The organism is Nocardia sp. NPDC046473 (genome assembly GCF_040645995.1).
Lineage (GTDB): Bacteria > Actinomycetota > Actinomycetes > Mycobacteriales > Mycobacteriaceae > Nocardia.
In genome coordinates this window covers 172,733-196,451 of sequence record NZ_JBEYZJ010000006.1, presented here as the reverse complement: position 1 = coordinate 196,451, position 23,719 = coordinate 172,733, and the positions used below count along the sequence as shown (strand labels likewise).

Genomic DNA, 23,719 nt, shown 5'->3' with positions numbered 1-23,719 from the left:
GCTTCGGTCAGGTAGACGACGCTCAGCGGCCGAACCAGCCGGGTGGCGGGGCAGCGAGCGGTGCGCTCGGCCGCGAACGGAAAAACGTACCTCGCGGTTCGGCGGGATGTCCCACGAACCACCCGAACACGTTGCGTACCAGTTACTTTTGAATTCGTGCTATACGGTCGAAACGAGGAGCAGCGGCGGCTCCTGGCACTGCTCGATGCCGCCGAGGCGGGCCGCGGCGGCGCCCTGTTCCTGGTCGCAGGGCCGGGCGCGGGCAAGTCGGCCCTGCTCGAGCTGGCGGTGGAGCTGGCAGGCGACGCGTGGCAGGTGCTGCGCTGTACCGGAATCCAGAGCGAAGCCGAACTCCCGTTCGCAGGTCTGCAACTGCTGCTCTCTCCTGTCCTCGGCGGCCTCGGCGCGCTGCCGGAACGGCAGCGGATCACGCTGCTCGCCGCGTTCGGGGTGTCGCCCGCGTACCTGGCCGACAACCGTTTCCTGGTCGGCGTCGGCACGACGTCGCTGTTGACCCAGCTGTCGAGCGTGGGGCCGGTGCTCTGCCTGATCGATGACGCGCAATGGCTCGACCGCCCCTCCGCCGACGCGTTGGTGTTCGCGGCACGCCGACTCGGCGCGCACCGGGTCGCGGTCCTGTTCGCCGGACGGCCCGAATTCGCCGCGCCCGGCGTGCCCGAGCTGCGCTTGCCCCCGCTCGATACCGCGGCGGCCAGACGGCTGCTCGCCGAGCACGCGCGCGAATTGCCCGGCGAGATCCGCGAGTGCGTGCTCGCGACCGCGGCAGGCAACCCCCTCGCCCTGCTCGAGCTGCCGAAGATGAATATCGACACGCTGCCGGTCGGCCCGCTACCGCTGCCGGAACGGTTGCAGTGCGGCTATCAAGGCCGCATCGCCGACCAGACCGCGGACGTCCGGCTCGCCCTGCTGGTGGCGGCCGCCGAGGAAACCGGCGATCTGGCACTGGTGCTGCGCGTCCTCGCCGGTCTCGGCGCGACGGCCGACGCGCTCTCGGCCGCCGAACGCTCCGGCATGATTTCCGTCGTCGGGCCGTCCATCGCCTTCGCGCATCCGCTGCAGCGCGCGGCCGCCTATCGCAGCGCGCCGTTCCCGCAACGGCTGACCGTGCACGCGGCGCTCGCGGCGGCGCTCGCCGATCAACCCGACCGTCGCGCCTGGCATCTCGCCGCCGCGGCCACCGGGCCGGACGAGACCGCGGCCGCCGCGCTGGAAGCGGCCGCGCACCGCGCCTATCACCGCACCGGATACGCCACCGCGGCAATGGCTTTGGAGCGAGCCGCGCTGCTGAGCACGGACCGTACCGCACGGCTGCGGCGTCTGGTCCGCGCGGTCGAAGCCGCCGCCGACGCGGGCCAGCCCGACCGCGCGCTGCGCTTGGCCGACGAGACCGAGCGGTCGACCAGCCCTGGGCCGGACGAACGGGCCCGGCTGGCAGACGTGCGCGCCCGCATCGAATTCGAGCGCGGTTCAGTTCGCGTGGCGCATCGGCTGCTTGTCGACGCCGCAGCCGATATCGCCACGGCGCAGCCGGATCGGGCGGCGGCGATGCTGATCGGCGCCGCGGCCGCGGCATGGTTCGCCGGCGATCTCGCCGAGGTGGCCGCCGCGCGCGTGCGGATGGCCGAATTGAACCTCGGACGGCAGCGCGCCGCGCTGCTCGCGGTGCTCGACGGGCCGCTCGCGGTGCACTCCGCCGATCGGCGGGCCGGGGTCCGGCTGATCCGGTCGACCGTGCGGTCCGGCAGAACGCTGCCCGACAATGGGCCGTCGCCGCAACTCACGCTGGCACAGCTGGCTATGGTCGTCGGCGACGCCGACGACGCCAGAGACATTTTGGCCGAGCTGACCGCGCGCTGCCGTGATCGCGGCATGGTCGGCTGGCTCCCCGCGGTGTGTGGCACCCTCGGTACCGCCGAGGTGCTGCTCGGCCACTTCCACGAGGCGGACGCGGCGCTGACCGAAGGCCTGCGGATCGCGCAGGAGGTGGACCAGCCCAATCGGATCTGCCAGGCGAACGCCATGCTCGCCGTCCTCGCGGCGATCCGCGGCGAGGAGCAACGCTGCCACGAGCTCGCCGAGCGGTGCCTGCGCAAGCAAAGCACCGATTTCAATGCCGTCGATCTCGCGCAGGCCGAGTGGGCGCTCGGCCTGCTCGATCTGGCATACGGCCGATATGAAGCCGCCGTCGATCGGCTGGAGAACCTCTACGACAGCCCCTATCGTGCACTCGGCCAATGGGTGCATCTGATGGGCGACCGCGTCGAGGCAGCGGTGCGACTGCGCCGTCCCGACCGCGCGCGCGTACCGCTTCTGATACTCGAGCAATGGTCGGCGGCAACGCATTCGCCGTGGATCGAAGCCTGCCTGCTGCGCTGTCGCGGCATGCTCGACAGCGACGGCGACGCCTACGCGCGGGCACTCGTCATGCATGCCGCCGAGCAACGGTGGTTCGACCACGCAAGGACGGGCTTGCTCTACGGCGAATGGCTGCGCCGAGAACGCTGCAAGACCGAGGCGCGGTCGGTGCTGCGCGGTTCATTACGCACCTTCGAGCGACTCGACGCCAGGCCGTGGGCCGACCGGGCCCGTACCGAACTGCGCGCGGCCGGTGAGGCGGTGGCGGAGCCCCGATCGGATCTGGCCGCCCTACTCACCCCCCAGGAGTTCGAGGTGGTGCGATTGGCCGCCACCGGAGCGACGAACAAGGAGATCGGCAGCAAGCTGCTGCTCAGCCCAAAAACCGTTGCACACCATCTTTATCGAGCGTTTCCCAAGCTCGGCGTCACCAACCGGCACGGGCTCGCCGGGGTCGATCTGGACACCACCGCCGTACCGGATCCCTGATCGGCCCCCGCCGGGTGTCCGATAGCACCGGCACCGATATCGGAAACTTGCCCGATACCGCGGGCCGGTTCCCGTCCGTAGCGTCGGATGCGGGCTCGCGCCGAACTCCAGCTCGAATCCGACACCGGCCGTCGAGGATTCGCTGACGGCCGAACATTCGCACGGTAAGGAACCGCCATGAAGACAACCATCGTTGCACCCGCCACGGGGATCAGCTTCGCCGAGCTCGCCGCGATGCGGCCCGCGCTGCGGCAGCATCTCGCGCCACGCAGCGCCGCCGACCGAGGGCACTTCAGCTCGTTCATCGCCGACGACGGACACTTCAACTCGTTCATCAGCCCCGCCCGATAGTCGCTACCACAACCACGGAAGTCGTTGCGGCGCATCTGATCAGGATGCGCCGGAGCGCTCGACAACAGGTACGCGCAGAGGAGGCGGAGATGATGGGTTCCCCGGAGAAGGCACAGTGGCCCGCTGCCGGGCTCGACCTCGCGCGATTGCGCAGGATCGGCTGGCAACCACTGCCTTTCGTCGAGTTCGTGGTGAAGATCAACAGTCGCTGCAATCTCGCCTGTGACTACTGCTACGTCTATGAGATGGCCGACCAGAGTTGGCGCGATCAACCGAAGTCGATGAGTGCGCGGGTCTTCGCCGAATCCTGCCGGACCATCGCCGAGCACGCGCGCCGCTTCGCGCTGCCCGCGGTGAATATCGTGTTCCACGGCGGCGAGCCGTTGCTGGTCGGGCATCGCGCGCTGGACGGCTTCGCCAGGCAGGCACACGAGACGCTGGAGCCGATCACCGCGGTGCGGCTCGGCATGCAGACCAATGGCGTGCTCATCGACGACGCGTTCCTGCGGATCTGCGCCCGCTGGGGTATCCGGATCGGGGTCAGCATCGACGGCGACGAGGCAGGCCACGACCGGCACCGGAGGTACCGCAGGGGTGCTGGCAGCTACACCGATGTCGCGCGGGGGCTCGACCGGCTCGTCCACGGCACGTACAGCGACCTGTACTCAGGTCTGCTCTGCACGATCGACGTCGATAACGATCCGCTCGACACCTACGAGGGGCTGCTCCACTTCAATCCGCCCGCCATGGATTTCCTCCTGCCACACGGCAATTGGACGACCCCACCACCGTCCACGGGCACCGCCGCAGGCCGGACACCGTATGCCGACTGGCTGATCGCGATCTTCGACCGCTGGTACGACGCGCCGAGGCTGGAGACAAGGGTTCGGCTCTTCGACGAGGTGATCCAACTGTTACTCGGCGGGCCGAGTCACTCGGAATCCGTTGGGCTGTCTCCGATTCGGCTCGCGGTGTTCGAGACCGACGGCAGTTTGGAACAGGTCGACGCGTTGAAATCCGCCTTCGCAGGCGCGGCACGGATCGAGGCGGCAGCAGCAGGCAACCCACTCGACGATGCGCTGTGGCATCCCGCCGTGGTGGCGCGGCAGATCGGCATCGAAGCACTCAGCGACGTCTGCCGCTGCTGCCCCATCCACAATGTCTGCGGCGGTGGGCATTACGCCCACCGGTACCGCGCGGGCACCGGCTTCCGCAATCCGTCGGTCTACTGCGCCGATCTCATGAAGCTGATCCGCCACGTCGAAGCCAGGGTCCGCGCCGATCTCCCGACGAGCGCGGCCGGATAACGTTGTCCGGCAGGCGAAGTCAGGCAATCTTCGGCAACCGCGACTTCGTGCTGCTGTGGTTCGGCAACGCGACCTCACTCATCGGCCTCTTCGGTGCGCGGATCACCTATCCGTTGCTCGTGCTCGCGAGCACCGGCTCGCCCGCGCTCGCAGGCTGGGTCGGCTTCGCGATCAGCCTGCCGAGCCTGCTGTTCCAGATACCGGCCGGCATCGTGGCGGACTACGCCGACCGGCGCCGGACCCTGATCGGTTGCCAGCTCGCTGGATTGGCAGCGGCGGGGGCAGCGGTGCTCGTCGTCGGGTGCGGACTGCCGAATCCGGCGCTGCTGCTTGCGATCACCGCGTTCGTCGAGGGCACCGCGTACGTCTTCTTCAGCCTCAGCGAGCTCGGCGCGGTCCGCGATGTAGTCACCGTCGAGCAGCGGCCCGGCGCCTTCTCGTTGTTCGAGGCGGAGCAGCCCATCGCCACCGTGGTCGGCCGCGCGACCGGCGCCGCCATGTTCGGCGCGCTGCGCTGGCTGCCGTTCGTCGCCGATGCCGCGTCGTATGCCGTGAGTCTGGCAACGCTTTCGGTGATCCGCGGCGACTTCTCGGCCCGGGATCGGCACGGCGCGAGCAGCCGGCGCGGCCTGCTCCTCGATGGCGTGCGCGCGGTGTGGACCGAGCCGTTCTTGCGCGTCTCCACGCTGATCAGCGGGCTGTCCAACATGGTCATCCAGATCGTCATCTTGTTGCTGATCCTGCGGCTCGGCAGCACGGGCCGGCCGACCTGGACGGTGGGTGTTGTGCTCGGGGCGGCCGGTGTCGGCGGTGTGCTCGGCTCGTTCGTCGCGGCGCGGTTGACCGCGCGATACAGCGCGCGGACGGTGTATCGCGGCTCGCTGTTCGGGTGGACCGTGCTGCTTGTCCCGATCGTGCTGAGCACGAATCCCGTTGTGCTCGTGGCCTGCTGGTGTGGCGTCGGCGCGGTCGGCACGGTGGTCAACGTCGCGCTGACCCTCTTCCGGGTGCGGGTGATCCCCGAGCAAACTCTCGGTCGCGCGGTCGGCGCGGCCAATCTGGTGACCGACGGCGCCGTCGCGCTCGGCGCGCTGCTCGCCGGATATCTACTGAGCGCGTTCGGCACGACCGCCACCGGATCGGCGCTGGTGTGCGCCATGCTCGTGCTCGCCATCGGCGCGCACTACCTCGGCGGTCCGACACAGCGAGCCGGCGAGTCGATACCCGAGGCATCGACCGCCGACTCACCACATCGGGGCTGACTTACTGACCGACGATGAGCCCGTCCCCATCCGGCGTTACCGTCACCTTCACCACGTCGCCGTCGGTAACCTCGCCCGCCAGTAGCTCTTTGGCGAGGGTGTCACCGATCGACTGCTGGATCAGCCTGCGCAACGGGCGCGCGCCGTAGACCGGGTCGTAGCCGCGCACGGCCAGCCAGAACCGGGCCGAGTCGCTCACGTCCAGCTTCAGCCTGCGCTGCGACAGCCGCTTCTGCAGCTGGTCGAGCTGGATGTCGACGATGTGCTCCAGCTGATCCTCGTCGAGCCCGTGGAACATCACCACGTCGTCGAGGCGGTTGAGGAACTCCGGCTTGAACGCCGAACGCACCGCGTTCATCACCAGGTCGCGATCGCCACCCGCACCGAGGTTGGAGGTCAGGATGAGGATGGTGTTGCGGAAGTCCACCGTGCGGCCTTGGCCGTCGGTGAGCCGTCCCTCGTCGAGCACGGCCAGCAGGATGTCGAACACATCCGGGTGCGCCTTCTCGATCTCGTCGAACAGCACCACCGTGTACGGCCTGCGCCGCACCGCCTCGGTGAGCTGACCACCCTGGTCGTAGCCGACGTAGCCGGGCGGGGCGCCGACCAGGCGGGCCACCGAGTGCTTCTCGCTGTACTCGCTCATGTCGATCCGGACCATGGCGCGCTCGTCGTCGAACAGGAAGTCCGCCAACGCCTTGGCCAGCTCCGTCTTACCGACACCGGTCGGGCCGACGAACATGAACGAGCCGGTCGGCCGGTTCGGGTCCGCGACACCGGCGCGCGCCCGGCGCACCGCGTCGGACACCGCCTGCACCGCCTCGGTCTGGCCGACCACCCGCCTGCCGAGTTCCTGCTCCATCCGCAGCAGCTTCTGGCTCTCGCCCTCGAGCAGCCTGCCCACCTGGATGCCGGTCCAGGCCGACACCACCTCGGCGATGTCGTCGGGGCCAACCTCCTCCTTGAGCATCACTTCGCCGTCGGCCGCTGTGCCGGAGACCTTTTCGGCCTCGACGAGTTTCTTCTCCAGCGCCGGGATGGTGCCGTAGCGCAGCTCGGCGGCCTTGCCCAGATCGCCGTCGCGCTCGGCCCGTTCGGACTCCCCGCGCAGCGATTCCAGCTCCTCCTTGAGCACTCGCACCTGGTCGATGGCGCTCTTCTCGTTCTGCCAGCGGGTCATCAGCTGGTTCAGCTTCTCCCGGTCGTCCGCGAGTTCCGAGCGCAGCTTCTCCAGTCGCTGCTTGGAGGCGTCGTCGGTCTCCTTGCTCAGCGCGACCTCTTCGATCTCCAGGCGGCGCACCGCGCGCTCGACCTCATCGATTTCCACTGGGCGCGAGTCGATTTCCATCCGCAGCCGCGACGCCGACTCGTCGACCAGGTCGATCGCCTTGTCCGGCAGGAACCGGGAGGTGATGTAGCGGTCGCTGAGCGTGGCGGCGGCCACCAGCGCGGAGTCGGTGATGCGCACGCCGTGGTGTACCTCGTAGCGCTCCTTGATGCCGCGCAGGATGCCGATGGTGTCCTCCACCGACGGCTCGCCGACCAGCACCTGCTGGAAGCGGCGCTCCAGGGCGGCGTCCTTCTCGATGTGCTTGCGGTACTCGTCCAACGTGGTCGCGCCGACCAGCCGGAGCTCACCGCGGGCCAGCATGGGCTTGATCATGTTGCCCGCGTCCATCGCGGATTCGCCGGTGGCACCGGCGCCGACGATGGTGTGCAGCTCGTCGATGAACGTGATGATCTGTCCCGCACTGTTTTTGATGTCCTCGAGCACGGCCTTGAGGCGCTCCTCGAACTCGCCGCGGTACTTTGCGCCCGCGACCATCGCACCGAGGTCCAGCGATACAACGGACTTGCCGCGCAACGACTCCGGCACGTCACCGGCCACGATGCGCTGGGCCAGGCCCTCGACGATCGCGGTCTTGCCGACGCCGGGCTCGCCGATCAGCACCGGGTTGTTCTTGGTGCGACGGCTCAAAACCTGGACCACGCGCCGGATTTCGGTGTCCCGGCCGATCACCGGATCGAGCTTGCCCGCGCGGGCGGCCTCGGTGAGGTTGGTGGAGTACTTCTCCAGCGCCTGGTAGCTGCCCTCGGGATCGGGGCTGGTCACCCTGGCGCTGCCGCGCACGGCGGTGAACGCCTCACGCAGCGCGTCAGCGTCGGCGCCGTATTTCTTCAGCAGCATCGTCACATCGGAGTCGCCGGCGGCGAGGCCGACCATGACGTGCTCGGTGGAGACATACTCGTCGCCCAGCTCGGTGGCCAGGCGCTGGGCCGCGGTGATCGCGGCCAGGGCCTCGCGGCCGAGTTGCGGGGTCGTGGTCGCGCCGGTCGCGCTCGGCAGCCGGTCCACGATGTCCTGGGCCTCGCGCCGCACCGTCGCCGGGTCGACGCCGACCGCCTTGAGCAGCGGAGCGGCGATGCCATCGGTTTGATCCAGCAACGCCACCAGCAAGTGGGCCGGACGAATCTCCGGATTGCCCGCGGCAGAGGCGGCCTGCAGTGCGGCGGTCAACGCCGCCTGGGTCTTGGTGGTGGGATTGAAGGAGTCCACGATTACCTTTCTACTAGTCGATTCCCGCGGCACCGAGAGCATTGTGGTCACTGGATCGACGACCTTGGTCAGTTCCATCGGCCCGCGCGATGCGCGCCTCGTTGCCGTTCTGTACCGTCCAACGTGCGAAAGGTTGAGTCTGTTCCGCTCAAGTTTGAAATTCTTGCCGATTTCATCCCGCACCGTCTGGCGAGGACGACCCGCAGGTAAAAGCTACGCCCCGACACCCGTCCAATGCCGTGAATCACAGCGTCCATGCGGTATGGATGCATACGATGACCTTTGCCGTTAGTTGATGCATCACTCTTCAGCCCGATTCAAGGAGCGAATGGATGCGCGCGATTGTCGTACGGAAGTTCGGAGCCGCACCCGAGTTGACCGACATGCCGGTCCCTGAGCCGGGACCGGGCGCGGTGCGGGTGCAGCTCGAGGCGGCAGGCGTCAACCCGTTCGACGCGAAGATGGCCGACGGGATCCTGGACGGCAAGCTGCCGCACGACTTTCCGATGATCCTCGGGGTGGACGGCGCGGGCACCATCGCCACCGTCGGCCCCGGCGTCGGCCACTTCGCCGTCGGCGACCGGGTGGTCGGCAAGTTCCTGACCCCACCGGCCGGCCACGGCTCCTTCGCCGAATACGCGGTCATCCCCGAGGGCGGCACCCTCGTCCGCATCCCCGAGGGCGTGCCGACCGTCGCCGCCGCGGCACTGCCCACCGCGGGCGTCACCGCGCAGGACATGGTGGACGCCACCAAGATCGAGCCGGGCCAGACCGTGCTGATCGTCGGCGCCACCGGCGGCGTCGGCTCCTTCCTCGTCCAACTCGCGAACATGGCGGGCGCCGACGTCATCGCCACCGCACGCGGCGAGGTCGCCGACCAGATGACCCGGCTCGGCGCCGCCGAAACCGTCGACTACACCGCAGGGCCCGTGCGCGACCAGGTCGCCGCCGCCCACCCCGACGGCATCGACGTCCTCTACGACCTGGTGAGCCCGCCCGAGGTACTCGCCGACCTGACCACCCTGGTCCGCGACGGCGGCACCGTCTACTCCACCATCTGGTCCGCCGACGAAGACACCCTGCGCACCAGGGGCATCCGCGGCGGCAACATCGAATCCAGCGGCGGCGCACCAGAATTGACCCGACTACTGGATCGAGTAGCCGAAGGCGACGTCGTGGTCCCGATCGACGCCACCATCCCGCTCGCCGACGGAGCCACCGCCATCGGCGCGGCGGGCGCCCGCGGCAAAACAGTCCTCACCATCTGAGCAAACTCCATCGGCGTGCATTAAAACGCCTTCAGCAAACACTCGCCCGCGCCAGGAGCTACCATCTGGCCAGGCGATCCGTCCGGCACGACCCCGGCCTCCTGAAACCGAAGCGCAGCGAGGCCGAACCGCCACCCGCGCTGTATACGGCGCGCGAGCGCCAGCGAGCAAGCCCAATGGACATAGGGCGCTTGGGTCCTAGCCGAGCGGCAGCTCGGCGTAGACCCAAGCGACCTGGTTTTCAGGGATACTGATCGCGGAGGACGGCCGGTTACGGATACGTCCCCGGGCAGAACTGAGGGAAAGGAAGCTTCGCGTCGTGGATGCGCGTTCGGCTGCGCTGGTCCGCGCCAACTTCCGTGCGGTGATCGAGTCACCGCACGGACCCGAACGGTTGGTCAGTGCGTTCTACGGTCATTTGTTCGCCGAGAACCCACAGCTGCGTGAACTGTTCCCGCCTGCGATGGAAATGCAGGCGAAGCGAATCGTCACCGCCATCCAGTACGTGCTCGATCACCTCGAGGACTGGGGGCGAGCGCAGAAGTTCCTGGAGCAGTTGGCCCGCGACCATCGCAAATACGGAGTCGACGCGGCGCACTACGACGCCGCGGGCCGGGCCTTGCTTTCGGCGTTCCGCGCGTACAACGGCATCGGGACCTGGCATCGCGGGCTGGAGGAGGGCTGGCGCGACATCACCATCCTGATCTCCGCATCCATGGCGATCGGCGCGAACTCCGACAAGTCCCAGCCGTACTGGGAGGCTACCGTGGTCGGGCATCGCCGGGTGCTCGAGGACCTGGCCATCGTGCGGCTGCAATCGGAGAGCCCGATCCCCTACCAGGCCGGGCAGTACGTGCCGCTCACCGTGCCGCAGCGGCCGAAGATGTGGCGCTACTTCTCGCCCGCGATCCCGGCCAACCCGTACGGCGAGATCGAGTTCCACGTCCGCAAGATCCGCGGCGGCTGGGTGAGCCCCGCGATCGTGAACGAGACCAGGGTCGGTGACCGCTGGCAGATCGCCGGACCGCTCGGCGGGCTGCACGTGGACCGGGACAGCGGCCGCGACGTGCTGATGATCGGCGCGGGCACCGGCATCGCCCCGCTGCGCGCCCAGCTGATCGAGATGGGCCAGCGCGGCATCAACCCGAGGGTGCACTTCTTCATCGGCGGCCGCTATCCCTGCGACCTCTACGACGTGGAGAACATGTGGCAGCTCTCGCAGAGCAATCCGTGGCTCACCATCGTCCCGGTCTGCGAACAGAAGACCAATCCGTGGTGGTATCCGCATCCGCCGCAGGAAGAACCGTACGGCATGCACCGGCGGCTGATCGGTAACCTGGGCGCGGTGGTCGCGAGCTTCGGCGCCTGGGCGGACCGGCAGATCCAGATCGCCGGGTCGGCGAAGATGATCGCGGACACCCGGCGCGCGTTGATCGCGGTCGGTACTCCGGAGCACATCATCAGCTCCGACCCTGTGTGACGAAGGAGGCCCCCATGGGGAGTGAAAGCGGACGGAGTCTGCGGGGTGGGTAGGACACCGGGGGACCCCAGTGCGTTGGGCAATGGCGCACCCCTGCCGACCGAGTGGACCGCTACGGTCGTCGGACACCATCGAATCCGCCACGACCTGGCGGTGATTCGCCTGATCGGCGAGTTCGTTCCGTTCCTCGCGGGCCAGTCCGTCGAGGTCACCGTGCCGCAGCAGCCGAGCATGCGGCGCAGGCTGTCTCCGGCGCTGCCGCCGTCGCTGGACGGCAAGCTGGAGTTCCACGTGCGCACGGTGCCCGGCGGCTGGTGCAGCGGCTCCATCGTGGCCGACACCAGGCCCGGCGACGAGTGGCAGATCCGCGCGCCGTTCGGCAGGTTCGCGGTGGACCCGGCGGGCGACGAGGTGGTGATGATCGCGGGCGGCACCGGCCTGGCCCCGCTGCGGGCGCAGATCCTGGACCTGGCGCGCGAGCCGGAACCGCCGCACACCTACCTGTTCTTCGGCGGGCACACCCCGCGCGACCTGTACGCCTCGGACATGCTGTACCTGCTGGCCGGTGAATTGCCATGGCTCACGGTCATTCCGGTGGTCGAGAGCCCGGACGACCCGAGCTGGGAAGACGAATGGTACGAGCGCAGCCGGGTGAAGATCGGCTTCCCGCCGGACGAGATGCTCTTCGGCACGCTCGCCGAGGTGGTCGGCTCGCACGGTGCGTTCGACAACCACCAGGTGCTGGTGTGCGGCTCGCCCGCCATGGTCAATGCCACGGTGGATCGCCTGCTCGCCACCGGAACTCCGGCGGAGCGGATTCAGTTCGAGGGCGTGTGATCGCCTGCCTTGCCGGAATCCGGCCGCGGTACTGGGCGCGACCGGATTCCGACTGAGCCCGGGATAACGGGAGGGGTCGAAATCCCGGACGGCCGGTTAGAACAGCGGGTCGTGGCGGATGTTCTTGGTGAGCGTCCCCGCGGCCATCATGCGGAACTTGGTGGTCTGCACCATCGATGGGGAGCCGACGATCTGCACGTCTCGGTCGGCCCAGGCGCCGAAGCTGGCGACCACCTTGCCGATCTGGCCGGTCAGCCGCGGCTCCAGGCCCGCGTGCGCGGGTGCCAACTCACCGGAACCGGTGTACCACCAAGGGTTTTCGTCATATTCGGTGACCGGTGTGACGGTCAGCCAGCGGTTGCTCACGGCCAGGCTGTTCAGCGTGTCCAGGTCGTAGAGGTCGCACGGATGGTGGCCGCCGACGAACAGGTGCACCTTCGGGTTGGTGCGCCGCTGTGCCATCGCCATCAGCTGGGCACGCAGCGGCGCGATGCCGGTGCCACAGCCGACCATCAGCATCTTGCGCTTGGTGTTGCGCGGAATGCCGAGGCCGCCGAGTGGCGAGCCGAGCAGCCACTTGTCGCCGACCGCGGTCTGACCGACGATGGCCGGGCTGACCCAGCCGCCGAGCACGCTGCGCACGTGAAACTCGATCTCCCCGTTGGCATTCGCGGGCACGGCGGGCGACATGTAGCGCCACATCCGCGGCCGGTTCGGTATCTGCACGCTCAGGTATTGACCGGCGGCGTATTGCATCGGCTGGTCCAGTTGCAACCGCAGCACGGTGAGGTTGCGCAACACGGTGCGGCGTTCTGTCACGGTGCCGGTCCAGACCGGTGGCGTGGTTTCCTTCTCCGCCGCGCCGATCATGGTCTCGCCGATGATCTTCAGGCCCTCGTCCCAGGCCCGGTCGACCTCGTCGGTCCACATCTCGGTGCCCGCGTATACCTGCATCGCGGTCTTCAGCGAGACCGCGACCGCCGTGTAATGCGCCGGCTGCACACCGTATTTGCGGTGGTCACGACCGAGCTGAGAAAGGAAGGGCAACAGCTTGTTCGGCTCCTCGAGCCGGTCCAGGGCATAGGCGATAGCCTTCACCAGCCGATCTCGCTGTGCGTCCATGGCTGCTGGAAAGAAATCGCGGACTTGGGGGTAGTCGGTGAATAGGATCGCGTAGAACGATCTCGCTAATTTCTCCGGCCCCCCTTCCTCCGCAGCAACCGCCTTGAACGTCGTTCTGATCAAAGCGACAGTCCGCGAATCCATTTGTGTCACAACCCCATTTCGCACTCGAACACAAACTGTGCCGGCGAGTGAGGTGCTGCGGGACACTCGTCAGCAGCCGTTGCCAAGGAGTGTAGGCGAGGTTTGCCAGGAGCGGAATCCTCCGTTTAAACAACAAGCGTGTAATTCCTCGGAAACGAGGACATCCGGCGTAAAACACTCACGAAACAGACTGGCAGACCGCAAAAACCGGATTAAATCGGTCACGGATACACTGAATTTGCAAGACTCGTTATGCAGTCTTCGCTTCAATGACGATCCCAGAGCGACCGTGCGGCAACACGAATGGACGCCTGACCGACTGAGTCGGGCCGCGCCGCACGCCACGCCACCGGGGCTCCCGATGAAACTGACCAGTCGGCTATCGGCCGGAAGGGGCCGCCGCAATGCACTGTCGCACACCGAGTCTCGGCTTACCTTTGGCTAACCTTCGAAATGCTGAGTACGGCATGACTTCGGGCCGCTGACCTCGGCACATGATCAATATGCCGAGGCCGGCGGCCCGATAGTTAGCTAGCCGTATTCAGTATTGTTGCGGCACTGTTGTTCGCTCAAATACCACGGCGATTACGCGGTTGCCACACCACCAGTGCGGTACTGCGTTGCGGCGGCGAAAGATCGGGCCGATAGCCCGCTCGCAACCGATCCAGCTCGGCCGATAGTTCGGCGACGCGCTGCTGCAATTCCTCGACCTGATTGGTGAGTTCGATGATGCGTTTGATGCCCGCCAGGTTGACGCCCTCGTCCTGAGACAGCCGCTGCACCTCGCGCAACAGCTCGACGTCCCTGGCCGAGTAGCGTCGCCCGCCGCCCGAAGTCCGTTGTGGCGTAACCAGTCCCAGACGGTCATACGTGCGCAGGGTCTGCGCGTGCATGCCCGCCAACTGGGCCGCCACCGAGATCATGAAGAACTCGACGCGCGACGAACCGCCGCCCGCCTGCTTCGGATCATTGGACATCAAGCACCTGCCCATCCTGCCCGTGGGTCGAAGCCGCTGGCCTTCTCCGCCTCCGCGTAGCGCCGAAGCGCTTCGGCCGCATTGTCGTCCAGCTTCTGTGGCACCGCGACCTTGACGGTGACCAGCAGGTCACCGGCGCCGCCGCCGCGCTTGGGCACGCCGCGACCGCGTACCCGCAGGATGCGGCCGTCCGCGGTGCCCGGTGGCACCTTGACGCCGACCCGCCCCTCCAGGGTGGGCACGGACACCGTGGTACCGAGCACCAATTCGCTGTAGCTGACCGGCAGCACCAGGGTCAGGTCGTCGCCGTTACGGCCGAAGACCTTGTCCTGGCTGACGTGCACGCTGACGAACAGGTCGCCCGACGGCGCACCGCGCAGGCCTGCCTCGCCCTGTCCGGCCAGCCGAATCCGTTGTCCGTCACTGACTCCCGGCGGAATCCGCACCGTGATGGTGCGCGTGCGGTTCTGGATGCCGCTGCCGTGGCAGTCGACGCACGGGTCGTCGATGATCGAGCCGGTGCCCCGGCAGTCATCGCACGGCTCGCTGAAGCCGAACGCGCCCTGGTTGCGGCTGATGACGCCGGTGCCGTTGCAATGCGGGCAGACCCGCGGGCTGGTGCCCGGCTTGGCGCCGCTGCCGTGACACGTGGTGCACGGCGACGGGCTGGTCATCCGCAGCGGAACCGTGACGCCCTGCGCGGCCTCGCGGAACCCGAGGGTCGTCTCGGTCTCCACATCGGCCCCGCGGCGCGGCCGGCTCGTCGTGCGCTGGCCGCCCCGGTTGAACAGGCCGCCGAGCAGGTCACCGAGGCCACCGTCGCCGGCGTTCGCGCCGCCGAAGATGTCACCGATGTTGAAGTCCTGCGAAAAGCCGCCTGGCGCACCGGGGGTGAACCCGCCGCCGCGTGGATAGCCGCCACCCGCGAACAGCTTGCGGGTCTCGTCGTACTCCTTGCGCTTGGCCGGATCCGACAGCACCGCGTGGGCTTCGCTGACGGTCTTGAACCGCTCCTCGGCCTTGGTATCACCGGGATTGGCGTCCGGATGCAGGTCGCGTGCCAGCTTGCGGTACGCCTTCTTGATCTCTTCCTGCGAGGCGCCGGAGGAGACACCCAGTTCCTTATAGAAGTCCTTTTCGATCCACTCCCGTTGACTCACCGGATATCTCCTCCTCTCGCGTCTTATTACTGTTTGTTCGCGCCGGCATCAGCGTCCGATGCCTCGGTCGGATCGGTCGTGGCACCATCGGCCACCCCATCGGTTACCCCGACCAGCGCGTGCCGAAGCACCCGCTCGCCGAACCGATAGCCCTTGCGCATCACGATGCCGATCACCGGGTCGTGCCCGGAGCCCTCGTGCTGCACGGCCTCGTGCAGGGTCGGATCGAAAGGCTCGCCCGCCGAACCGAATTCCTCGAGTCCCTGCTTGTGCAGCGCGGTGGCCAGCTTGTCGGCCACCGACTTGAGCGGTCCGTTGTCCAGGTCGCCGTGTGCCCGTGCTCGATCGAGATCGTCGAGCACGCCGAGCAATTCGGTGACCACGGCGGCCTTGGCGGTGTCGATCGCGGTCTTGCGATCGCGTTCGACGCGGCGCCGATAGTTGGCGTACTCCGCGGTCAGCCGCTGCAGGTCGGCGGTGCGCTCGGTGAGTTCCTTGCTGATGGCGTCGGCCAGCAGCTCGGCACCCTGCGCCGCGCCGATGATGGACTCGGTGCCGTTGCCGGCGTCCGGGCCGGCGGCCTCCGCCGCCGGCTCGCGCACCTCACCGGTCTCCGGGTCGATCTTGCGATTGTCCACGAAGGTGATCGGCTCTTGCTCGGAGTTGCGCTGCTCCGAATTGTTGCCGTGGGTCACTTCTTCTCCGTGTCCACCGGCTCGTCCACAACCTCGGCGTCGACGACCTCGTCATCGGCGTCGGTGGCCGAGGAGCCATTGCTGGACGCGGCCGCGTCGTTGGCCGACGACTCGTAGATCGCCTGGCCGAGCGCCTGCGACTCGGTAGCCAGCTTCTCCACGGCCGCCTTGACCGCGGCGATGTCGGTGCCCTTGAGCGCCTCGTTCGCCTCGGCGATGGCCGCCTCCACCTTGGACTTGATGTCCGCGGGGACCTTGTCCTCGTTCTCCTTGATGAACTTCTCGGTCTGGTGCACCAGCGACTCGGCCTGGTTGCGGGTCTCGGCCTCCTCGCGGCGGGCCTTGTCCTCGGACGCGTGCTGTTCGGCGTCCTTCACCATCCGGTCGATCTCCTCCTTGGACAGGCCGGAGCCGTCCTGGATCTTGATCGTGTTCTCCTTGCCGGTGCCCTTGTCCTTCGCGGTCACGTGCACGATGCCGTTGGCGTCGATGTCGAAGGTGACCTCGATCTGCGGCACGCCGCGCGGGGCCGGCGGGATGCCGGTCAGCTCGAACGAGCCGAGCAGCTTGTTGTGCGAGGCGATCTCGCGCTCACCCTGGAACACCTGGATCTGCACCGACGGCTGGTTGTCGTCGGCCGTGGTGAAGGTCTCCGAGCGCTTGGTCGGGATGGTGGTGTTGCGCTCGATGAGCTTGGTCATCACGCCGCCCTTGGTCTCGATGCCCAGCGACAGCGGGGTCACATCGAGCAGCAGGACGTCCTTGACCTCGCCCTTGAGCACACCGGCCTGCAGCGCGGCGCCGACGGCGACGACCTCGTCCGGGTTCACGCCCTTGTTCGGCTCACGGCCGCCGGTCAGTTCCTTGACCAGCTCGGAGACGGCGGGCATGCGGGTGGAGCCACCGACGAGCACGACGTGGTCGATGTCGGCGACGTTGATGCCTGCGTCCTTGATCACGGACTGGAACGGCGCACGGGTGCGGTCGAGCAGGTCCGAGGTGATCTTCTGGAACTCGGCGCGGGTCAGCTGCTCGTCGAGGAACAGCGGGTTCTTGTCCGCGTCGACGGTGATGTAGGGCAGGTTGATCGAGGTGCTCTGCGAGGAGCTGAGCTCGATCTTCGCCTTCTCGGCGGCCTCACGCAGCCGCTGCAGCGCCATCTTGTCCTTGGTCAGGTCGATGCCGGCGCTGGCCTTGAACTTGTCGACCAGCCAGGTCACCACGCGCTCGTCCCAGTCGTCACCACCGAGGTGGTTGTCACCGGAGGTCGCGCGGACCTCGACGACGCCCTCGCCGATTTCGAGCAGCGAGACGTCGAAGGTGCCGCCACCGAGGTCGAACACCAGGATGGTCTGTTCCTTGTCGCCCTTGTCCAGGCCGTACGCCAGCGCGGCCGCGGTGGGCTCGTTGACGATGCGCAGCACGTTCAGACCGGCGATCTGACCGGCTTCCTTGGTGGCCTGCCGCTGGGCGTCCTCGAAGTACGCCGGCACGGTGATGACCGCGTCGGTGATCTCCTCACCGAGGTAGGCCTCCGCGTCACGCTTCAGCTTCATGAGCGTGCGCGCGCTGATCTCCTGCGGCGTGTACTTCTTGCCATCGATCTCGACGGTCCAGTCGGTGCCGATGTGGCGCTTGACCGAGCGGATGGTGCGGTCGACGTTGGTGACGGCCTGGTTCTTGGCCGGCTGGCCGACCAGCACCTCGCCGTTCTTCGCGAAGGCGACGATCGACGGGGTGGTGCGCGATCCTTCCGAGTTGGCGACGACGACCGGTTCTCCGCCTTCGAGTACGGCGACGACCGAGTTCGTGGTCCCGAGGTCGATTCCGACCGCACGAGCCATTGTGGTTCCTCCTATTTGACGTACTTACTGGTGTCGGTGCTGGGCAGGTGTCGCCCTACGGCCAGGTCACCCTGTCCGCGAGACCTCGCCCCAAAGCACCTGACGGAGCACGGTCCCAGCAACGCTGAGCGTGGTCGGCTCAATCTTGCCCCCCATAGTCACCGGGAGTCAACTCAAACTTGAGTCCGACACACTCAACACTGTCGAATAGCTCAACGGCCGACCGACGAGGATCATTCCCGAACGCCGACCCCAATTTCGTCTGTTCATGATTCTCGTCGCGCGGACCCGCCCGAGCTACCCGTGGTGCAATAGCTCCCGCAGTGGGCGAGAGGAGTCACGGTGCCGACGAAGACGCGGTCATGGTGGGGTTGGGGCAACGTCGAGGACGCGGTCGACGGCGCGGAGCGGGCGGCGCTGACTGCGCGGGTCGCGGCGATCCTGCCCGGCGCGGATCTGACCGCGCACGAGCCGCCGACGATCGAATCGCTCGCGCTGCCCGAGCCGCGGGTCGCTGCGCCGGACGCGCTCGCCGAGTTGGTTTCCGTGGATCCAGCCGATCGGGCGGCGCACGCGCACGGACAGGCGTTCCGTGATGTGGTGCGAAATCTGTTGGGCGACGTGCGAACTCCGCCCGATCTCGTTATCCGGCCGCGTACCGAGGCCGATATCGTCGACGTGCTCGACTGGGCGAGCCGGGCGAATATCGCGGTAATCCCTTTCGGCGGTGGGACTTCCGTGGTCGGCGGGGTGGAGCCGCGACTGGACGGCGATTTCGCCGGTGCGGTGAGCCTGGATCTGGGCGCGCTCGATCGCGTGCTCGAGATCGATCCCACCAGCCGCGCCGCCCGGATTCAGGCCGGTGTGTTCGGGCCGGCACTGGAAGACCAACTGCGCGAGGCGAAGCTGACCCTGCGGCATTTTCCGCAATCGTTCGAGTTCTCCACGCTCGGCGGCTGGCTGGCCACCCGGGCGGGTGGGCACTTCGCGACGCTGTACACCCACATCGATGATCTGGTGGAGTCGATGCGGGTGGTGACGCCCGCGGGCATCAGCGAATCTCGCCGGTTGCCCGGTTCCGGTGCCGGGCCCGCGCCGGATCGGATGTTCCTCGGCTCCGAGGGGACGCTCGGCGTGATCACCGAGGCGTGGGTGCGTCTGCAGGACCGGCCGCGTTGGCGCGCAACGGCTTCCGTACACTTCGATGACTACGGCCGCGCGGTCGCCGCGACCCGCGCCATCGCGCAGTCGGGCCTGTATCCGACCAACTGCCGACTGCTGGATCCGGCCGAGGCCTTCCTCAATGCCGGTGCGGCGACCGCGGGCGGGGTGCTGGTGCTCGGCTTCGAATCCGCGGATCACCCGACGCAGCCCTGGATGGAGCGTGCCGTCGAGATCGCCGTCGAGCACGGCGGCACGTTGCCGGAACCCGTGCGCTACTCGGATTCGGACACGAATACACACAGCGGCGGTACGGCCGATACCTGGCGTTCGTCGTTCCTGCGCATGCCCTATCAGCGCGATGCCCTTGCCGCGCGGTCGATGATCACCGAGACCTTCGAAACCGCTTGCACCTGGGACGAATTCGAGGCGCTGAAAGTCGCGGTGACCACTGCGGCGAACGAGGCGATCCGCGCGGTAGGAGCGACCGGCGTGGTCACCTGCCGGTTCACCCACGTCTATCCGGACGGGCCCGCCCCGTACTTCGGCATCTACGCTACGGGCCGCTGGGGCAGCACTGTCGCGCAGTGGGATGAGATCAAAGCCGCCGTGTCCGAGGCACTCTCGACCGCAGGCGGGACGATCACACATCACCACGCGGTGGGCCGAGATCACCGGCCTTGGTATGACAAGCAACGGCCGGAACCGTTCGCGCTCGCGCTGCGCGCGGCCAAGGCCGCCCTCGATCCGGCGGGCATCCTGAATCCCGGTGTGCTGCTCTGAATTACCGAACCGGGATCAGCAGGGGCGCATTCGCTCGTGGGTGAGACCCGGGTGAATACCCGGTCGTAGGCCGTTGCTCGCGGCCATCCGTTGCAGCAGGCGCAGCAGCGTCGCCCGTTCCCCGGCATCAATGTCGGCGAACAGTTCGCCTTCGAGGACGTTCACCGCCTCTTGCGCGCGAACCAGTACGTCGCGCGCAGCGGGCAGCAGATAGACGGCGTGGGCCCGGCGGTCCGTCGGGTGCCTGCGTCGTTCGACGAGCTGCCGTTTCGCCAACTCGTCGACGAGCCCGACCATCACGTTGCGATGGATGCCAAGCGTCTCGCAGAGCTGCTGCTGTGTTTGACCATCGTGTTCGCGCAGCATCCGCAGCATGCCGAAGTGCCGGGGACTGATGCCGAGCGGGGCGAGCAGCTCGCCGAAGCGGCCACCGGTGTAGGAGCCGATCTGGCCGAGCAGGAAGCCGGGCTGGTCGGCCAGCGGCGGGAACCTCGGATCGGCTTCGGTCACGCACCCAGCATACCGTCAATGCACTCATAATGATTGCCCTATTGCGTGATAATCACTTCCTGTGCATAGTTTAGGAGTCGCCACGCCCATCGAACGAAGAGAGCCGCCGTGGACCACGACCTCCCCACCGCCGATACCGAAACCCCGCCCAACCTCGACCCGCGCCGCTGGATCGCCTTCGCGGTGGTGCTCGCGGCGGGCTTCATGGATCTGCTCGACGTCACGATCGTCAATGTCGCCGTCCCGAGCATCCAGTCCGACCTGAAAGCCCAGTACTCACAGATCGAATGGATCGTCGCGGCCTACGTGCTCGCGTTCGCCGCGGTGTTGATCACCGCCGGCCGGCTCGGCGACATCTACGGACGCAAACGCGTCTTCCTGGTCGGCATGGCCGGATTCACCCTCGCATCCGCGGCCTGCGGGCTCAGCACCGACCCGACGATGCTCATCGCATCGCGCTTCGTACAGGGCGCGATGGCCGGTTTGATGGTGCCGCAGATCCTGGCCATCATCCGGGTCACCTTCCCGGAGAACGAACGCGCCAAAGCGATTGCGCTGTACAGCGCGGTCGGCGGGTCCGCGTCGGCGGTCGGGCTCTCGCTCGGCGGGCTGCTCGTGCAATGGGATCTATTCGAGCTGGCCTGGCGGCCGATCTTCCTGGTCAATATCCCGGTGGGCGTCGCCGCGCTGTTCGCCGCCGCGGCCGTGCTGAAGGATTCGCGCTCGCCCGCGCCGCCGCGGCTGGATGTGGTCGGCATGGTGCTGGCCGTCGGTGCCGTGCTGCTGCTGGTCTATCCGATCACCGAGGGACGCCGACTCGGTTGGCCCGCTTGGACTTTCGTCATGATCGGCGCGGCGATGCTGACCTTCGTGTTGTTCGTCGGCTACGAACGCAGGCGGGCGCGAACCGGCGGATCGCCGCTGATCGATCTCGACCTGTTCCGGTCCAGGCCGTTCGCGATCGGGCTCGGCAGCTGGCTGTTGTTCTGGATCGGGCTCGGCGGGTTCTTCCTGGTGTGGACGCTGTTCATGCAGTCGGGGCTCGGCTGGTCGCCGATGCGGGCCGGGCTGACGGCGGTGTTCTTCGCCGTGGGAGCCGGTGTGGGCGCGGGTGTTTCGGTCGGCGTGCTGGCGCCCAGGTTCGGCAGGCGGGTGCTGATCGCTGGTGGCGTGGTGAACGCGATCGGGTTCGGCTGCTACGGCTGGCTTGCCGCGCACTACGGTGCCGAGATCGCCTCGTGGCAAATGGTTTTCCCGCTGCTCGTGATCGGGGCCGGGTTCGGCATGGTGGTCGCGCCGACCATCGATCTGCTGCTCGGCCAGGTGCCTGCCCGAGAAGCGGGCGCGGCGTCCGGGCTGCTCAATACCGGACAGCAGCTCGGTACCGCGCTCGGCGTGGCCCTGGTCGGTGTCGTGTTCTTTACTCAGCTCGACCATGATTCGGGCCGCGGCGTGGACGCGGTGACACCGCAGATCCGCGCCGAGCTCGCGGTGGCCGGCTTGCCGCTGCCCGCGCAGGACGAGATCCTCGCCAATTTCCGTGCCTGCGTGCGGGATCGATCCGCCGAGATCGATCCGACCGTGCTGCCGGACAGCTGCCTCGCGCCCAGCGGCAACGACGAGGTCGGCCGGATAGTGGCCGAGGCAGGGGCCGACGCGAACGCGGCGAACTTCGCCGATACCTTCGATTACACGCTCTGGTACGGCATCGGCATGCTGCTGCTGGTGTGCCTCGGATTCTTCGCACTGCCGAAGGACGCCAAGCTCGAACCGCACGAAACCGATTCCGCGACAGCGGATCTGACACCGATAGGAGTTTGAGAACAATGGATATCTTGGTCATCGGCCGCGGGCCGAGCGTGGTGGAGTCGGGCATCGCCCAGCTCCGGGCGCAGGGCTTCAGCGCACACGGCGCGATCGCCGACGACGACGCCCTCGCGGCGCTCGACGCCGAACCGGTCGATTACCTGCTGATCGGCGGCGGCGTGGAAAGCGATTCACGCGACCTCCTGATAAAGAAGGCCGAGCAGCACGGCGTCTCGGTGATCGAGGCCAACCGCAAGGGGCGCGACCTCGAAACCTACCTCCAGGAGGAGGTCTTCCCCGTCCTGCGCGCCAAGCGGTGACGCCAACCAGCCGCACTCCTTCTGAAATCGAGAAGAGTGCGGTTGGTTGCTGTCTTGCCAGGCGATGCGCAGTAGCGTGGATGACGCTGCCGATTCGAGGAGTTCACCATGCGGGCCGCCATCGTCACCAACTCGAAGTTCGAGGTCATCGACCTGCCGACGCCGATACCGGGGCGCGGACAGCTGCTGATCGACGTATCGCGCTGCGGCATCTGCGGTTCCGATCTGCATGCGCGAACCCACGCCGACGAGATGGCCGAGCTGGGCGCGGCCACCGGCTACGACTCGTTCATGCGGTCGGATCAGAGCGTGGTGCTCGGCCACGAGTTCAGCGGCGAGGTCGTCGATTACGGGCCGGGATGCCGCAAGCGGTGGGCGACGGGCACGCCGGTGGTGGCGCTGCCGATCGTGCGGCACGGTTCGAAGCCGCAGCTCACCGGGCTTTCGGTCGAAGCGCCCGGCGCGTATGCCGAGCAGGTGGTGGTCCAGGAATCGATGACCATGCCGGTGCCGAACGGGTTGTCCGCCGAACACGCCGCGCTCACCGAACCCATGGCCGTGGCTTGGCACGCGGTGCGCAAAGGGCGAGTAGGCAAGGGGCAGCACGCTTTTGTGATCGGCTGCGGGCCCATCGGCCTCGCGGTGATCAGCATGCTGAAGGCCGCGGGCGTACGCACCGTGGTGGCCAGCGACTTCTCCCCGCGCCGCCGCGAACTCGCGACCGCGTGCGGCGCGGACATCGTCGTCGACCCCGCCACCGACTCCCCCTGGACCGCCGCCCCGAAACACGGCCGCATCAACGGCGTCACCGACATCCTCAACCTCGGCTTCGACACCATGGACCGCCTGCGCCGCGTCCCGAACCTGCCCTGGTGGTACATCTTCCGTCTTGCGAACACCCTGAACGCGGGCCCGTCCGGCCCCGTCATCTTCGAATGCGTCGGCGTCCCAGGCATTCTCGACCAAATCCTCACCGCGGCGCCCCCACTGTCCCGAGTGGTAGTTGTCGGCGTCTGCATGGAACCCGACCGCATCAACCCCGCCATGGCCATCAACAAGGAAATCGAACTCCGCTTCGTGCTCGGCTACGACCCCGGCGAATTCCGCGACACCCTCCACATGCTCGCCGAAGGCAAGGTGAACCCCACCCCCTTGATCACCGGCACCGTCGGCCTCAACGGCATCGAAGCCGCCTTCACCACCCTCGCCAACCCCGACCACCACGCCAAAATCCTCATCGACCCCGCCAGCCCCGCAGTCACTCCATGAC

The 23,719-nt window shown here is 67.7% G+C and carries 18 protein-coding genes; 11 read left to right on the top strand and 7 right to left on the bottom strand.

The genetic code is table 11. The features are described 5' to 3' along the window. Positions 1-156: 156 nt before the first annotated feature. The 4 genes from ABZ942_RS22375 (at position 157) to ABZ942_RS22360 (ending at position 5,785) form a co-directional block, all read left to right on the top strand. Entirely contained in the window at positions 157-2,865 is a 2,709-nt protein-coding gene (locus ABZ942_RS22375; protein WP_357384909.1) for an AAA family ATPase, read from the top strand. Between the two features lie 177 nt (positions 2,866-3,042). After that, entirely contained in the window at positions 3,043-3,216 is a 174-nt protein-coding gene (locus ABZ942_RS22370; RefSeq protein ID WP_357384907.1) for a hypothetical protein, read from the top strand. Positions 3,217-3,305: 89 nt separating this feature from the next. Next, positions 3,306-4,523 (top strand): FxsB family cyclophane-forming radical SAM/SPASM peptide maturase, encoded by a 1,218-nt coding sequence (locus tag ABZ942_RS22365; RefSeq protein ID WP_357384905.1) that lies wholly within the window; start codon positions 3,306-3,308, stop codon positions 4,521-4,523. A 2-nt stretch (positions 4,524-4,525) separates the two neighbouring features. Beyond that, a complete protein-coding gene (locus ABZ942_RS22360) occupies positions 4,526-5,785 on the top strand; it encodes an MFS transporter (RefSeq protein WP_357384903.1) in 1,260 nt (419 codons plus the stop codon). A 1-nt stretch (position 5,786) separates the two neighbouring features. Here ABZ942_RS22360 and clpB read toward each other — a convergent pair whose 3' ends face one another. Continuing rightward, positions 5,787-8,342: an ATP-dependent chaperone ClpB gene (gene clpB, locus ABZ942_RS22355; RefSeq protein WP_357384901.1), complete on the bottom strand. Its 2,556-nt coding sequence runs from the start codon at positions 8,340-8,342 to the stop codon at positions 5,787-5,789. 332 nt (positions 8,343-8,674) lie between these two features. Here clpB and ABZ942_RS22350 point away from each other — a divergent pair, with 332 nt between their 5' ends. From ABZ942_RS22350 to ABZ942_RS22340, 3 genes are all read left to right on the top strand, one after another. Then, positions 8,675-9,610 carry an NADP-dependent oxidoreductase gene (locus tag ABZ942_RS22350; RefSeq protein ID WP_357384899.1) on the top strand — a complete coding sequence of 312 codons (936 nt, stop codon included), beginning with the start codon at positions 8,675-8,677 and terminating at the stop codon, positions 9,608-9,610. 319 nt (positions 9,611-9,929) lie between these two features. Continuing rightward, the gene (locus ABZ942_RS22345) at positions 9,930-11,090 is read left to right on the top strand and encodes an FAD-binding oxidoreductase (RefSeq protein ID WP_357384897.1); all 1,161 of its coding nucleotides are present in this window, start codon (positions 9,930-9,932) and stop codon (positions 11,088-11,090) included. 45 nt (positions 11,091-11,135) lie between these two features. Further along, positions 11,136-11,927 (top strand): FAD-binding oxidoreductase, encoded by a 792-nt coding sequence (locus ABZ942_RS22340; protein ID WP_357384895.1) that lies wholly within the window; start codon positions 11,136-11,138, stop codon positions 11,925-11,927. A gap of 96 nt (positions 11,928-12,023) precedes the next feature. Here the strand turns inward: ABZ942_RS22340 and ABZ942_RS22335 are convergent, their stop codons facing one another. From ABZ942_RS22335 to dnaK, 5 genes are all read right to left on the bottom strand, one after another. Then, positions 12,024-13,193: an FAD-binding oxidoreductase gene (locus ABZ942_RS22335; protein ID WP_357384893.1), complete on the bottom strand. Its 1,170-nt coding sequence runs from the start codon at positions 13,191-13,193 to the stop codon at positions 12,024-12,026. 569 nt (positions 13,194-13,762) lie between these two features. Beyond that, positions 13,763-14,170 carry a helix-turn-helix transcriptional regulator gene (locus ABZ942_RS22330; protein ID WP_357384891.1) on the bottom strand — a complete coding sequence of 136 codons (408 nt, stop codon included), beginning with the start codon at positions 14,168-14,170 and terminating at the stop codon, positions 13,763-13,765. Continuing rightward, positions 14,170-15,330 carry a molecular chaperone DnaJ gene (gene dnaJ, locus ABZ942_RS22325; RefSeq protein WP_357384889.1) on the bottom strand — a complete coding sequence of 387 codons (1,161 nt, stop codon included), beginning with the start codon at positions 15,328-15,330 and terminating at the stop codon, positions 14,170-14,172. Before dnaJ ends, ABZ942_RS22330 begins: the two co-directional genes overlap by 1 nt. Before the next feature lie 26 nt (positions 15,331-15,356). Continuing rightward, positions 15,357-16,025: a nucleotide exchange factor GrpE gene (grpE, locus tag ABZ942_RS22320; protein ID WP_357384887.1), complete on the bottom strand. Its 669-nt coding sequence runs from the start codon at positions 16,023-16,025 to the stop codon at positions 15,357-15,359. Next, entirely contained in the window at positions 16,022-17,869 is a 1,848-nt protein-coding gene (gene dnaK, locus ABZ942_RS22315; RefSeq protein ID WP_357384885.1) for a molecular chaperone DnaK, read from the bottom strand. The genes grpE and dnaK overlap by 4 nt, the downstream gene beginning before the upstream one ends. A 342-nt stretch (positions 17,870-18,211) precedes the next feature. On the opposite strand from dnaK, the gene ABZ942_RS22310 reads away from it, so the two are divergent. Further along, entirely contained in the window at positions 18,212-19,813 is a 1,602-nt protein-coding gene (locus ABZ942_RS22310; RefSeq protein ID WP_357384884.1) for an FAD-binding oxidoreductase, read from the top strand. Positions 19,814-19,828: 15 nt separating this feature from the next. On the opposite strand, the gene ABZ942_RS22305 is transcribed toward ABZ942_RS22310, so the two are convergent. Beyond that, positions 19,829-20,323: a MarR family transcriptional regulator gene (locus ABZ942_RS22305; protein WP_357384882.1), complete on the bottom strand. Its 495-nt coding sequence runs from the start codon at positions 20,321-20,323 to the stop codon at positions 19,829-19,831. A 108-nt stretch (positions 20,324-20,431) separates the two neighbouring features. Here ABZ942_RS22305 and ABZ942_RS22300 point away from each other — a divergent pair, with 108 nt between their 5' ends. The 3 genes from ABZ942_RS22300 to ABZ942_RS22290 all read left to right on the top strand — a co-directional run bounded on the left by ABZ942_RS22300 (position 20,432) and on the right by ABZ942_RS22290 (position 23,718). After that, positions 20,432-22,144, top strand: a complete 1,713-nt coding sequence (locus ABZ942_RS22300; protein ID WP_357384880.1) for an MFS transporter — start codon at positions 20,432-20,434, stop codon at positions 22,142-22,144. A gap of 5 nt (positions 22,145-22,149) precedes the next feature. Then, positions 22,150-22,449, top strand: coding sequence for a hypothetical protein (locus tag ABZ942_RS22295; protein ID WP_357384878.1), 300 nt, complete (start codon positions 22,150-22,152; stop codon positions 22,447-22,449). A gap of 108 nt (positions 22,450-22,557) precedes the next feature. Beyond that, positions 22,558-23,718 (top strand): zinc-binding dehydrogenase, encoded by a 1,161-nt coding sequence (locus ABZ942_RS22290; RefSeq protein ID WP_357384876.1) that lies wholly within the window; start codon positions 22,558-22,560, stop codon positions 23,716-23,718. The last annotated feature ends 1 nt before the right edge of the window (position 23,719 follow it).

Excerpts from the sequence above, each read along its gene's own strand:
- ABZ942_RS22290 (WP_357384876.1), top strand. The coding sequence starts at position 22,558 with ATGCGGGCCGCCATCGTCACCAACTCGAAGTTCGAGGTCATCGACCTG.
- ABZ942_RS22335 (WP_357384893.1), bottom strand. The coding sequence starts at position 13,193 with ATGGATTCGCGGACTGTCGCTTTGATCAGAACGACGTTCAAGGCGGTT.
- ABZ942_RS22330 (WP_357384891.1), bottom strand. The coding sequence starts at position 14,170 with ATGTCCAATGATCCGAAGCAGGCGGGCGGCGGTTCGTCGCGCGTCGAG.
- ABZ942_RS22365 (WP_357384905.1), top strand. The coding sequence starts at position 3,306 with ATGATGGGTTCCCCGGAGAAGGCACAGTGGCCCGCTGCCGGGCTCGAC.
- ABZ942_RS22370 (WP_357384907.1), top strand. The coding sequence starts at position 3,043 with ATGAAGACAACCATCGTTGCACCCGCCACGGGGATCAGCTTCGCCGAG.
- ABZ942_RS22295 (WP_357384878.1), top strand. The coding sequence starts at position 22,150 with ATGGATATCTTGGTCATCGGCCGCGGGCCGAGCGTGGTGGAGTCGGGC.
- ABZ942_RS22350 (WP_357384899.1), top strand. The coding sequence starts at position 8,675 with ATGCGCGCGATTGTCGTACGGAAGTTCGGAGCCGCACCCGAGTTGACC.
- dnaK (WP_357384885.1), bottom strand. The coding sequence starts at position 17,869 with ATGGCTCGTGCGGTCGGAATCGACCTCGGGACCACGAACTCGGTCGTC.